We start from the raw sequence: 13,597 nt of genomic DNA, 5'->3' as shown, positions 1-13,597 counted from the left end.
TCAAGGTCCTCTCAGACGGTCAGCGTCATCGACCAGGAGTAGCGCCGGATCGGCAGGCGGTAGTGCTCGGGCAGCGCGGGGCCGCAGGAAGCGCTGCCGAGGCCCTGCTGTCCGTGGTCCAGGTTCAGCCAGACCCGGCCGGAGTCGGTCAGGTCGTACGGGCGGCGGGCGGCCTGCAGCGCCTCGCTCGTCCAGCGGCGGGCGGTGAAGTCGACGTACGGCTCGCCGTCCACGCGCAGGGTCGCGAGGCCGGGACCCGACACCTCCAGCCAGCGGGTCTCGACGTGGTTGCCGTTCTCCTGCGGGACGACGTACCGGGTCTGCAGGGCGTCGATCGAGCGCGAATACCGGCCGACCAGCGCGGCGGCCCGGCTGTCCGCGTACGACTCGCCGGGGCCGCGCCCGAACCAGGTCACCTCGGTGTAGCCGCCCGGCAGGGCGAAGCGGGCGCCCATCCGGGGTGGGGTCACGCTGAGGTGGCCGTAGGCGGTGTCGTGCCAGTCGCCGACCGGGTCGGCCTCGATGAGCAGGGTCAGCGCGCCGTCCTGCCAGCGCCAGGTGCAGGTGGTACGGAAGCCCAGGGTCCTGGTCGCCGGGCCGCTGCGGCCGTGCACGACGAGTGTCCGGTCGTCGGGCCGCTCGATGTCGCCGGTCCTGTGCAGGAAGCGGTCGAGTCCCACGGCCTCCCAGTCGGCGGCCAGCGCGTTCCTCGGGCCCTGGCCGCGGTCGTTCTCGGTGGGGGCGCGCCACACGTCCAGCACCGGTCCGGCCAGCTCGACGCCGCCCAGGCTGAGCAGCCGGCCGGTCCTGCCGTCGAACGCCGCCGCCCCGAGCCTGAGCCTTCCGCTCGCCCCGCCCTCACTGCTCTCGGGAGCGAGGAGGGATACGGGAGCAGGGCCGGGGGCGAGGTCGGGGGTGGAGTCGGGGTCGAGGTCGGGGCTGAGGTTGGGAGCGAGGGCGAGGGCGAGGTCGAGGGCGGGAGTGGGGCGGCGGTGGGGGGTGGTGCCGAGCCGGGTCTGGCCCGTGGCGACCACGTGACCGGCCGGCGCCCATCGCGTGTCGGACGCCAGCACCGCCTCGACCGTGAGCCAGGTCTCCCCCTCCGCCGCGACCGCCATCTCAGGCAGCGGCACGCGCACGCTCTCCCTCGCCCGGCAACGCGGCACGGCCAGCGTCCCGCCGCCGGTCCCAGCACCAGCACCAGCACCGACAGGAGCGCGCACGCCGTCCACCTCCGTGAACCAGCGGAACGTCAGGTGGCCGAGGTCGATCGCGTCATGCTTGTTGGTGATCACCACCGAGCCGCCCTCGACCGCGATCCCCACCGGCTGGAGCGCCGCCCGCAGCTCCCCCAGCCCCGGCGACGGCGTCCGGTCCGGGAACAGCAGCCCGTCCAGGCAGTACCGCTCCCCGTTCGGCTGGTAGTCGATGTCCCCGCCGTGCCGGTAGTAGGTACGCCCGTACGCGTCCCGCCCCGAAAGCCCGTGGTCGATCCACTCCCACACGAACCCCCCGCAGAACCGCTCGTACGACTCCAGGATCGCCTGGTAGTCGGCCAGCGACCCGGGCCCGTTCCCCATGGCATGGGCGTACTCGCACAGCAGGAACGGCAGCCCGCGCCGGCGCACGTCGTCGGCCGAGTCCGGGACCACGCCCTCAGGCGCGGACTCCTTGCGCTGCCCGATCCGCTCCAGGTCGTCCAGCGACGGATACATCAAGCTGTAGAAGTCGGAGTGCCGGTAGCTGGGATCGCGCTCGTAGTGCAGCGGCCGGCTGGGGTCGCGCCCCCGGATCCACTCCTCGATGTCGGCGAACGCCGCCCCGGCGCCGCTCTCGTTCCCGAGCGACCAGATGACGACGCTGGGATGGTTCTTGTCGCGCTCGACCATCCGCCGGGCCCGGTCGAGCAGGGCCGGGCGCCACATGGGCTCGTCGGGCGGGTTGCCCGCCCAGCCCGCGTAGATGAAGCCGTGCGTCTCGATGTCGCATTCGTCCACCACCCACAGGCCGTACTCGTCGCAAAGGCGCAGGAACTCCGGGTGCGGCGGGTAGTGGGCGGTGCGGACGGCGTTGACGTTGTGCCGCTTCATCAGCTCGATGTCGCGGATCATGGTGTCGCGGTCGAGCGACCGGCCGCGTTCCGGGTCGTGCTCGTGCCGGTTGACGCCCCTGAACAGCACCGGCACCCCGTTGACCAGCAGCCGCCCGCCGGACACCTCGACGGTCCTGAACCCGATCGCGAGGTCGACGCGCTCCCCGGCCGCCGAGAGCGTGCCACGGTAGAGGCGCGGGTGCTCGGCGCTCCACGGCTCCACCCGCTCGATCGTGACCCGCTCGCCGGTGGGGACGCTAAGGCCGAGCTCGGGGATCTCCACCAGGCCGGGCGCGTCGGCGGTGACCAGGAGGGAGCCGGAGCCGGAGGAGTACGACGCGTGCACGGTGAAGTCGTCGATGCCGCCCGCCGGCCGGGCCAGCAGCTCCACGTCGCGGAAGATGCCCGGCAGCCACCACATGTCCTGGTCCTCCAGGTAGCTGCCTGACGACCAGCGGTGCACGCGTACGGCCAGCAGGTTGCCGTGCGGCCGCACCAGCCCCGAGACGTCGAACTCGAACGGCAGCCTGCTCCCCTTCGAGTGCCCGAGCAGCTCGCCGTTCAGCCACACCGTGCCGCAGGAGTCCACGCCCTGGAACCGCAGCACGCTCAGGCCCTCGCCGGGCCAGCCGGACGGGAGGTCGAAGCGGAGGCGGTAGTCGCCGGTGGGGTTCTGCTCCGGCAGGTGCGGCGGGTCGAGCGGGAACGGGTAGGCCGTGTTGGTGTACAGCGGCCGGTCGTGCCCCTCCAGCACCCAGTGCGACGGCACCCGGATCGTCTCCCAGGAGGCGTCGTCGAGGTCCGGGTCCGGCAGCGCGGGCCCGGTCCCCTCGGCCGTGTCCGAGAGCCGGAAGCGCCACCGGCCGTTGAGCGGCAGCCGGGGCGCGTCGGAGACGAAGTCCGCGCGGGCCGCCCGCCGCCCGGAGCCAGGCCCGGGGTCCTCATGAAACCCGCCATGAAACCCGACGTGAGACCCGACGTGAGACCCGGCAGGGGACCCGACAGGGGAATCGACCATCCGAACGTCCCTCCGTGCGACAAAACGTTTTAACCCTATAAGCGAGGGCCATCCCACACCAGATCTCACAAGCATTGACATCCGGCCGTGAATATATATATCATCCGGTAAATCGTTTTAACATCGCTGGAGAGTCATGACCCGACTCGGCACCGCCTACTACTGGGAATACCAGCGCTCCCCCGATCTGCGGCGCGACCTCGACCTCATGGCCCAGGCCAGGATCCGCACCATCCGCGTCGGCGAGTCCGTCTGGTCCACCTGGGAGCCGCGCGACGGGGAGTTCGACCTCGACTGGCTGACCCCCGTCCTGGACGGGGCGCACGAGCGCGGCATGGACGTCCTGCTCGGCACCCCCACCTACGCCATCCCGCCGTGGCTGCAGCGCAAGCACCCCGAGCTGGCCGTCGCCCGCGCCGACGGGTCCAGAATCCCGTGGGGCGCGCGGCAGGAGATCGACTTCACCTCACCGACCTTCCTCCGGTACGCCGAGCGCGTCGTCCGCCAGGTCGTCGGCCGCCACGGGAGCCACCCGGCCGTCACCGGGATCCAGCTCGACAACGAGCCCGGCCTGCACCTCATCCACAACGAGCCGGTCTTCGAGCGGTTCACCGCCTGGCTGGCCGAGCGCTACGGCGACGTCGGCCGGCTGAACGAGGAGTGGGGCCTGGCCTACTGGTCGCACCGCCTGAGCGACTGGGGCGAGCTGTGGCGGCCGCACGGCAACACCACCCCGTCCTACGACCTGGCCTGGCGGCGCTTCCAGGCGGAGCTGACCACCGAGTTCATCGCCTGGCAGGCGGACCTGGTGCGCGAGCTGGTCCCGGAGGACCGGGCGCTCACCACGTGCCTGGCCTACCAGCGCCCGGCGCTGGACGACGTACGGCTGTCCGAGCACCTGACGATCACCAGCGGGAACGCGTACTACCTGACCCAGGACGCCCTGAGCCGCGACGCCGGTGCCGCGCCCGCCGATCCGACCTGGTTCGCGACCGGCCCGGCCGGGCTGTTCCAGGCGGCCGACCGCATGTACGGCTCCAAGGGGCGGCGCTTCTGGGTGACCGAGACCAACGCCACGTCGATCGCCGTGTCCCAGCTCAACCTGCCGCCCTACGACGGCCAGCTCCGCCAGGCGGCGTGGGCGCTGGTGGCACGCGGCGCGGAGCTGGTCTCGTACTGGCACTGGCACACGCTGCACCACGGCTGCGAGACGTACTGGGGCGGGATCCTCGGCCACTCCATGGAGCCGGGCCGCGTCTACGGCGAGATCGCGACGCTGGGCGCGGAGCTGGAGGCGGCGGCCGGGGACCTCGCGGAGCTCACGCCGGACGCCGACGCCGGGTTCCTGTACTCGCACGAGAGCAAGTGGGCGCTGCAGTTCCAGCCGCCGCTCACCCTCGACGGCCGCAACCCCGACCGCGACTCCTACGAGCGCGTCCTCGCCACGTTCTACCAGGGCGCGATCGACGCGGGCCGGCAGGTGGCCTTCGTGACGGCCGCACAGGTCAAACGTTTGCCCGTCGTCGTGGCGCCCGCCCTCTACTGCCTGTCCGACGAGCTGGCCGCCGAGCTGACCGCGTACGTGCGCGACGGCGGCCACCTGGTGCTGACCTTCCGCAGCGGCTACGCCGACGAGGAGGCCAGGGCGCGGGCCGAGATCGCACCGGGGCCGCTGCGCGCCCTGACCGGGGTGCGCTACCTGGAGTACTCGACGCTGCTCGAACCGGTCCCCCTGCACGGGCTCGGCCGGCGGGACGTGGCCAGGCACTGGGCCGACGCGTTGGAGCTGGAGGGGGCCGAGCCGCTGGCGTTCTACGACCACCACCACTTCGGCCGCTGGCCGGCGATCACGGAGCACCGCTTCGGCGCGGGCAAGGTGACCTACATCGGCACCCTGCCCGGCCGCGACATGACCGCCGCGCTCTTCCGCCAGCCGGAGACCGATGCCCTGGTCGCCGCCGACACCCCGCAGGTCACCGTCCACTCGGCGGTCAACGGGCGCGGCGAGCGGCTGTGGTTCGTGCACAACTGGTCGGACCAGGAGAACACCGTGACGATCGCGGGCCGGGCCACCGAGGTGACCGGAACGCGGGAGCCGATCGCGCCGGGCCCGATGCGCCTGGCCCCCTTCGACGTACGAGTGGTGAAATGACCGTATTCCAGCCCACCTGGGAGTCGTTGCGCGCCCACCGGATCCCCGAGTGGTTCGGCGCGGCCAAGTTCGGCATCTGGTCGCACTGGGGGCCGCAGTCCGTGGCCCGCTCAGGCGACTGGTACGCCCGCCACCTCTACGGCATGCAGCCCTGGTCCGAGCCATGGGAGCGCACGAGAGCCGGCCGCCAGCACGCCCACCACCGAGCCCACTTCGGCGCCTCGTCGGACAAGGGCACGAAGGACCTGTTCCACCGCTGGCGCGCCGAGCGCTTCGACCCCGACGAGCTGATCGACCTCTACGCCGCCAGCGGCGCCCGCTACTTCGTCGCCCTGGCCGCCCACTGCGACAACTTCGACCTGTGGGACTCACCCGGCCACGACTGGAACGCCGTACGCGTCGGCCCGCGCCGCGACATCGTCGGCGCGTGGGAGCGGGCGGCGCGGGCGGCCGGGCTGCCGTTCGGGCTCAGCTTCCACCAGAACTGGACGTGGCGCTGGCTCGACGTCGCCCACGGCACGGACCCGGAGACCGGCGAGCCCTATGACGGGGCGCTGACCAAGGCCGACGGCGCCGGCACCTGGTGGGAGGGCCTCGACCCGGCCACGCTCTACCCGCCCAGGCACGAGCCGGGCGCCCGGCCGCCCGCGTACGTCGCCGAGCACTTCTACGCCCGCGTCCGCGCGGCGCTCGACCGCTACCGGCCCGACCTGGTCTACCTCGACGACTCCCGGCTGCCGTTCGGCGAGGGCAGCGTGGTCGAGTCCGAGCCGGCCAGCACGGGCGGGCTGGACCTGCTGGCCCACTACTACAACACCTGCCCGAGCGGCGGCCTGGTGACGGTCAAGCAGGTGCCGGACGCCGACCGCACGGCGGTCGTCCTGGACTGCGAGCGCCGCCAGCTCGACGCCGCCGAGGCCCATCCCTGGCAGTTCGACACCAGCGACGGCGAGTGGTTCGACTGCGGGGACGACGACCCGATGTTCCACCCGCGCAAGAGCGCGCAGCAGGTCATCCACACCCTGATCGATGTGGTCAGCAAGAACGGCACCCTGCTGCTGAACGTCCCCCAGCACGCGGACGGCACCGTGGACGCCCGCGCCCGCGAGCTGCTGGCCGGGGTGGGCGACTGGCTGCGTGTCTGCGGCGAGGGCGTGTACGACACCACTCCCTGGGTGCGCGCCGGCGAGGGCGCGACGGGGCTCGGCGCGACCAAGGGCTACGAGGGCTACAACGAGGCCGAGCGCGCCTACCGGCCGGGCGACATCCGCTTCACCAGGCGCGGCGACGCCCTCTACGCCACCCTGCTCGCCTGGCCAGAAAGAGGCGGCGCGGAAAGAGGCGGCGCGGAGAGCGGCGGCGCGGAGAGCGGCGGCGCGGTGATCACCAGCCTGGGCACCGCCGCCGGGCTGCTGGAGCGCCGCCCGGCCGCCGTCGAGCTGCTCGGCCACGGTCCCGTCGGCTGGCGGCTGGCCCCCGAGGCGCTGTACGCCGAGCTGCCGCCGGAGCCGCCCACGAAGGCCGCGTACATGATCAAGATCACCTGACGAGGAGCCCCTGCCATGGTGACGAACCTGCGCACATGCGACCTGACCGACCCCCTCGGCATCGAGATCACCCAGCCGTCCCTGACCTGGCGGCTGACCGGAATCTCCGGGCAGACCGGTTACCACGTGCAGGCCGGGCTCGGAGAGGGCACGGCCGATCTCTGGGACACCGGCGCGACCGACGGCCCCGACCAGCGCGTGCGTTACGACGGCCGGCCGCTGACCAGCCGCACCGCCGTGCACTGGCGGGTGAGGGTCCGCGACGCCGCCGGGCGCTGGTCGGGGTGGAGCCCGAGCGCCCGGTTCGAGCTGGGCCTGCTGAGCCCGGAGGACTGGACGGCCTCCTGGATCACCCACCCCGACTGGTACGACGACGCCGACCCGCGCGTCGGCGAAGGGCTCCCGCTGCCGCTGCTGGCCGGCGAGTTCACCCTGGACAAGCCGGTCATCCGGGCCCGGCTGCACGTGGCGGGCCTCGGCGTCTACGTGGCCTCGGTCAACGGCGTCCCGGTGACCGACGCCGTGCTGGAGCCCGCGTACACGGACTTCACCCGGCGGGTCGCGTACACCACCCACGACGTCACCGCGCTCCTGCGCGAGGGCGCGAACGCGGCCGGGATCGCGCTGGGGCCCGGGATCGCGCACGTGTACCCGCACCAGGACCGCTACATGAAGTTCTTCGGCTCCCAGGCGTCCCCCAGGGCCATCGCCCAGCTTGAGGTGGACTACGCCGACGGCACCTCCGGCCGGTTCCGCACCGGCGCGGACTGGCTGGCCACGCAGGGTCCCACCGTCCGCTCCCACTGGTACGGCGGCGAGGACCACGACGCCCGCCGCGAGGTCGCCGGATGGGACGTCCCGGGCACCGACCGCTCCGGCTGGCGCCCGGTGACCGTCCGGCCCGACGGGACCGGCCTGCTGAGGTCGCGCGCCTGCCCGCCGATCAGGATCACGGAGGAGCTGCCCGCCGCCGAGAAGCTGGTCGCCGCCGACGGCACCGCCGTCTTCGACGTCGGGACGGTCGTGGCGGGGTGGGCCGAGCTGCGGCTCGACCTCCCGGCCGGCCGCCACCTGCGGCTGCTGCCCGGCGACCAGCTCGACGCGTACGGGCGCGTCGTCCAGTCGAAGCCGACGACCGGCGCGCCGATCTTCAACACGTACGTCACCAAGGACGGCCCGCAGACCTGGCACCCGAGCTTCCGCTACGACGGCTTCCGCTACGTCGAGGCGCAGGGCCTGCCCGAGCACGTCGGCCGCGAGGCCGTGACGGCGCTCGTGCTGCGCGCGGACAACGCGCCCGTCGGCGAGTTCCGCACCTCCGACGACCTGCTCAACGACATCCACACGATCATCGACCGCGCGGTGCGCGGCAACATGTACAGCGTCCTCACCGACTGCCCGCACCGGGAGAAGCTGGGCTGGCTGGAGCAGGCGCACCTGCTCTTCGACGTCGTCGCCTACAACTACGACGTCGCCGCCTACTACCGCGAGCTGCTGGTCACCATGGCGGAGTCGCAGACCGAGGACGGGCTGGTGCCGGACACCGCGCCCGAGTACGTGGTGTTCGAGGACGCCTTCAGGGACGACCCGAACTGGGGCGGCGCGATCGCGCGCGTCCCCTGGCAGATCTACCGCTGGTACGGCGACACCTCGGCCATGGAGACCCACTACGACGCGATGTGCCGCTACGTCGGCTACCTGACCTCCCGCGCCGAGGACGGCGTGCTCGGCTACGGGCTCGGCGACTGGATCGGCCTGGACCCGGCGACCCCCGTGCCGCTGGTCTCGACCTGGGGCTACTGGCGGGCCGCCGACGCCCTGGCCAGGGTCGCCGGCGTGCTGGGCCGCGACGACGACGCCAAGCGCTACCGGGCGCTGTCCGAGGGGATCACCAGGGCGTTCGGCGACCGGTTCGGGGCGGGCGGCAGCCAGGCGTCGGACGTGCTGGCGCTGGACATGGGCGTCGTCCCCGCCGACCGGGTGCCGGCCGTGCTGGACCGCGTGGCGGGGGCGGTCGCCGACGGCGGGATCACCGTGGGCGAGGTCGCGCTGCCCGCGCTGTTCCGGGTGCTCGGGCGCGCGGGGCGGCACGACGCGCTGTGGCGCTTCGCCACCTCCACCGACCACCCGAGCTACGGCTATCAGGTACGCCACGGCGCCACCGCGCTGACCGAGGCGTGGGACGGGCCGACGCGTGGCCTGTCGCAGAACCACTTCATGCTGGGCGCGATCGACTCCTGGTTCTACCGCGGCCTGGGCGGGATCGGCCAGGCGCCGGGCTCCGTCGGCTTCCGCCGGCTCCTCATCGAGCCGGCCGTGCCCGGCGACCTGGAGTCGGTGACCGCGCGCACGGGCACGCCGTACGGGGAGGTCGCCGTGGCCTGGCAGCGGGGGGACGGGGAGTTCACGCTGGACGTCGAGGTCCCGCCGGGCGCGACGGCGAAGGTGCGGCTGCCCGACCTGGGGCTGCGACGGCACGCGGTGCCGGACGGGGCCACATCCGCGGGGGTGCGGGCGTACGAGGTGCCGGCCGGGCGGTGGACGTTCAGGGCGAGCCGATGAGCGGGGGCTACGACGCCGCCGGGATCAGGACGCCGCACAAGGCCGGGCGGCTGCTGGTCGAGGCGTCGCGGGAGCCGGGCAGGTTCGACAGCCTGTTCGTCGACTGCCCGTTCGTGTGCTCCGACGGCGGCGAATACCTCATGACGTACGTCGGCTTCGACGGGGCCGGCTACCAGACCGCGCTGAGCCGCTCCCGCGACCTGGTGACGTGGAGTCCTGGCGAGGTGATCCTGGCGCGCGACCCCGGGCATCCGTACCGGCGCTACAACGCGGCGCTGACCTCGATCGTCCGCGACAACCTGCTGGCCTCCGCCGGCCAGGTGACCTGGGTGGACGGGCGGGCGATCGGCACGTACCACGCCTATCCGGAGTCCGGGATGGAGGTGGGCGCGGCGGTCATCGGGTTCTGTGTCAGCGACGACCTGCGTACCTGGAAGGACACCGGCTCGGTGCTGCGCCCGCAGGACGGCGGCGCGTGGGAGCGCGGCGGGCTGTACAAGTCGTGGCTGCTGCGCCACGACGGCCTCTACTACTGCTTCTACAACGCGAAGAACCGCACCTACGACGGCTGGCGCGAGCAGATCGGCTACGCCGTCTCCGCCGACCTCGAACACTGGGAACGCCCAGAGCCCGGGCCCGTCGTGCCGCACGGCGGACCCGGCGAGTTCGACGAGCGGTTCGCCTCCGACCCGTGCGTGCTGCGGGACGGCGACTGGTGGGTGATGTTCTACTTCGGGCTCTCCTTCGACGGGCACGCCAGGGAGAGCTACGCGGTCTCACGTGACCTGCGCACCTGGCGCAAGAGCGGCGAGATCCTCATCGACGTGGGCCCGCCGGGCTCCACCGACGACACCTACGCGCACAAGCCCGCGCTCGTCTCCCACGACGGCCGGCCGCACCACTTCTACACGGCGGTCCGCCGGTGCGAGCCGTTCCAGGTCGGCGGGCACCCGCTCGTCGAGCGGCGCGGCATCTCCATGGCCCGCGGTTGAGGCGCGACGCGCTTCGGCCGTGGCCGACCCCCCTATGGAGGACATCATGATCGAGTCATCCCCCGGGCACTCACGCAGGCGCTTCCTGGCGGCGGCCGCCGGCGGCCTGCTGGCCACCGGAGTGGCGGGCCGCGCCGGCCCGGCAGCGGCCTCAGGACCTTCGGCGGCGGGCTCTTCGGCGTCAGGGCCTTCGGCGTCAGGCGCCGAGCCGGCGGCGTGGGCCAGGGTCGCCGTGATCAAGCGGCGGATCAGGCCGCCGCGCTTCCCCCGGCGCACCTTCCCCGTCACCGGCCACGGGGCCGTCGGCGACGGGACGACCATGTGCACCGACGCGTTCCGCCAGGCGGTCGCGGCCTGCGCGGCGGCGGGCGGCGGTCGCGTGCTGGTGCCGGCCGGCACGTACCTGACCGGCGCGATCCACCTGGCCGACAACGTCGAGCTGCACCTGGAGGCGGGCGCCACGATCGCGTTCAGCCGCGACCCGGCCGACTACCTGCCGGTCGTGCACACCAGGTACGAGGGCGTCGAGCTGATGAACTACTCCCCGTTCATCTACGCCATCGACCGCACGAACGTCGCCATCACCGGCAGCGGCGTCATCGACGGGCAGGCCGACGCCACGCACTGGTGGGACTGGTCGGGCGACCCGCCGCCCTCGGAGCGCCCCGACAAGGACCTGCTCGCGCGCCTGGCCGAGGAGGGCGTGCCGGTGGCCGAGCGGGTGTTCGGCACGGGCCACCACCTGCGGCCGAACCTGATCCAGCTCTACCGCTGCCGCAACGTGCTCATCGAGGGCGTGACGGTCAAGGACTCCCCCATGTGGAACATCCACCCGGTCCAGTGCACGAACGTGACCGTCCGCGAGGTCACCGTGGACAGCCCGCACGGTCCCAACAACGACGGCCTCGACCCGGAGTCGTGCGTGGACGTGCTGATCGAGCGGTGCGAGTTCAACACCGGGGACGACTGCGTGGCGATCAAGGCGGGCAAGAACGCCGACGGCCGCCGGGTGAACGCGCCCTCGGCCAACGTGCTCGTGGACTCCTGCGTGATGCGCGACGGCAACGGCGGGGTGACGATCGGCAGCGAGACCACCGGCGGCGTGCGCTGGGTCTTCGCCTGGAACTGCACGATGAGCAGCGCCCGGCTGGAGCGGGCGGTGCGGATCAAGACCAACCCGGAGCGCGGCGGCTACGTCAGGGACGTCTACTTCAAGGACATCACGGTCGGGCAGGCGGCCGACGCCGTCGTCGAGGTGGCCCTGAACTACGAGAACAAGAGCACCGGCCCCTACTACCCCGACGTCGGCGCCATCGACATCAGGGGCCTGCGGGCCGGGCGGGCGCCCAGGGCGTTCAACCTGATCGGTAACCCGGCCAACCCGATCAAGGGGGTGCGGGTGACGAACAGCGTGTTCGAGGAGATGGCCGAGGCCGACGTGGTGAGCGACGTGACGGGCTTCGAGCTGCGCAACGTGTGGGTGAACGGCCACCGCGTCTGACGTTCGAACAGGGCGTCGGACGGTCCCCGGCGCCCTTCTGGGCCTTCCTGATGTGATCTTCGTCCGCTACGCTCCCCCCTCTTGGCGTTGCACACGTGGAGGAGCGTCTCACGATGAACCAGCTGACCCGCGGCATCGCCGCCGTCGTCTTAGCCACCGTCTTATCCACCGTGACGGCGGGCTGCTCGGCCTCCGAGCCGCCGCCGAAGCCTGTGCTGGAGAAGACCTCCATCAAGGTGGCGGTCTTCGCGACCGCTGACGCCGCGCCGCTGTTCCTCGCCGTCAGCAAGGGCTACTTCAAGGAGGAGGGCCTGGAGGTCCTGCCGACGATCGCGACGGGCGGCGGCACGGTCGTGCCGATGACGGAGGCCGGCCAGGTGGACCTCGCGCAGACCGACTATGTCTCGCTCATCATGGCCGCTTCGCACGGCAAGCGGATGAAGGTCGTCGGATCCATGGCCGAGGCGGGCGCCGGCAGCTACGCCCTCGTGGTGCGCGACGACTCGCCGATCAGGTCCGTGAAGGATCTCAAGGGCAAGTCCGTCGCGGTCAACAACCTCAACGGGTTCAGCACGCTCGCCGTCGGCGCCATGCTGACGGACTCCGGCCTCGACAACCATGACGTCAAGTTCATCGAGAGGCCGTTCCCCGACATGAAGAACGCGCTCACCCACGGCAAGATCGACGCGGCGTGGCTGGCGGAGCCGTTCATCTCCGACGGAGCACCGAAGCTGCGTCAGATCCCCGACACCGTTTCGGACCGGATCAGGGGTCTGCCGGTCGGCGGCTGGATCGCGACCGACGAGTGGCGGGAGGAGAATCCGCAGACGCTGGCGGCCTTCCAGCGCGCGATCGCCAAGGCGCAGCGCCTCGCCGCGGGCGACCGCAAGGAGGTCGAGAAGATGCTGCCGACGTACATGAAGATCGGCCGGGAGACGGCCGAGAAGACCATCCTGGGGACCTACCCGACCACCATGGATCCGCGGCAGCTGCAGCGGGTCGCCGACTTCATGCAGCAGAACCGCTACCTCAAGGCCCCCGTGGACGTGAAGACCTTCATCGCGAGCGGCTGATCGCCTCCCTGCCCGCGAGCGGGGCGCCGCTCGGCGGGGCGGCGGACGGGCCCCTGCCGAGCAGGAGCGTGCCCAGCCACATGAGGGCCATGCCCACGGCGACCAGGGCCGAGATCCTCCCGGTCTGGACCATCCCCACGGCCAGCACCACCACGCCCGTAGCGGTCACGACGGCGCTCACCACCGTGACGCGCCCCAGCGCGGCCAGGATGACCGCCAGCGCGAGCAGCGCGACGTAGAACAGCTGCGCGCCTGCCGTGTAGACGATCAGCTCTACTCCTGGATAGCCCTTGACCTGCTCGAACACCGCCCGCATCGCCTCCCCGTCCACCGCGGTGAGCCCCGCGTAGAGGTCGATGACGAGCTGGACGACGTTGGCCGCCACGCTGAACAGCGCGGCGGCCACCGCCGCCGTCACCGCCACCCGGCGGCCTCCCGTGACGGGGCCCGCCATGCCGCGCAGGGCCAGCGTCATCACGCCGAACGCCAGGAATCCGGCCAGCCAGACCGCGTGCGCGGCCGTCCACCAGGGGCCGGGCACGAGGTCGCCGCCGATGGGTCGCATGAGGAGCCAGCCGCCGAGCAGGGCGGCGGGCCCTGCGGTGAAGGAGACTTGGGCCAGGCGGGTCGCGGGGTTCATGACAGCCACGATGCCTCTTC

At 72.4% G+C, this 13,597-nt stretch carries 8 protein-coding genes; 6 read left to right on the top strand and 2 right to left on the bottom strand.

The window, feature by feature from the left end; genetic code table 11:
- Window positions 1-11: 11 nt before the first annotated feature.
- A complete protein-coding gene (locus ABEA43_RS06130; protein WP_345559568.1) occupies window positions 12-3,110 on the bottom strand; it encodes a glycoside hydrolase family 2 TIM barrel-domain containing protein in 3,099 nt (1,032 codons plus the stop codon).
- Between the two features lie 136 nt (window positions 3,111-3,246).
- Between ABEA43_RS06130 and ABEA43_RS06125 the strand changes: the two genes are divergently transcribed.
- From ABEA43_RS06125 to ABEA43_RS06100, 6 genes are all read left to right on the top strand, one after another.
- Entirely contained in the window at window positions 3,247-5,262 is a 2,016-nt protein-coding gene (locus ABEA43_RS06125) for a beta-galactosidase (protein ID WP_345559566.1), read from the top strand.
- Window positions 5,259-6,809, top strand: a complete 1,551-nt coding sequence (locus tag ABEA43_RS06120) for an alpha-L-fucosidase (protein ID WP_345559564.1) — start codon at window positions 5,259-5,261, stop codon at window positions 6,807-6,809. The genes ABEA43_RS06125 and ABEA43_RS06120 overlap by 4 nt, the downstream gene beginning before the upstream one ends.
- 15 nt (window positions 6,810-6,824) lie before the next feature.
- A complete protein-coding gene (locus ABEA43_RS06115; protein ID WP_345559562.1) occupies window positions 6,825-9,371 on the top strand; it encodes a family 78 glycoside hydrolase catalytic domain in 2,547 nt (848 codons plus the stop codon).
- The gene (locus tag ABEA43_RS06110; protein ID WP_345559560.1) at window positions 9,347-10,363 is read left to right on the top strand and encodes a glycoside hydrolase family protein; all 1,017 of its coding nucleotides are present in this window, start codon (window positions 9,347-9,349) and stop codon (window positions 10,361-10,363) included. The genes ABEA43_RS06115 and ABEA43_RS06110 overlap by 25 nt, the downstream gene beginning before the upstream one ends.
- 46 nt (window positions 10,364-10,409) lie before the next feature.
- Window positions 10,410-11,864, top strand: coding sequence for a glycoside hydrolase family 28 protein (locus ABEA43_RS06105; protein ID WP_345559558.1), 1,455 nt, complete (start codon window positions 10,410-10,412; stop codon window positions 11,862-11,864).
- 113 nt (window positions 11,865-11,977) lie between these two features.
- A complete protein-coding gene (locus ABEA43_RS06100; RefSeq protein ID WP_345559555.1) occupies window positions 11,978-12,937 on the top strand; it encodes an ABC transporter substrate-binding protein in 960 nt (319 codons plus the stop codon).
- Here the strand turns inward: ABEA43_RS06100 and ABEA43_RS06095 are convergent.
- The gene (locus ABEA43_RS06095; RefSeq protein WP_345559553.1) at window positions 12,921-13,577 is read right to left on the bottom strand and encodes a hypothetical protein; all 657 of its coding nucleotides are present in this window, start codon (window positions 13,575-13,577) and stop codon (window positions 12,921-12,923) included. The genes ABEA43_RS06100 and ABEA43_RS06095 overlap by 17 nt on opposite strands.
- Between the last annotated feature and the right edge of the window lie 20 nt (window positions 13,578-13,597).

The sequence above is a fragment of the Nonomuraea rosea genome (assembly GCF_039539705.1).
Taxonomy (GTDB): Bacteria; Actinomycetota; Actinomycetes; order Streptosporangiales; family Streptosporangiaceae; genus Nonomuraea; species Nonomuraea rosea.
Note: the sequence above shows the minus strand (reverse complement) of the source record. Positions and strands in the feature narration are given on the sequence as shown.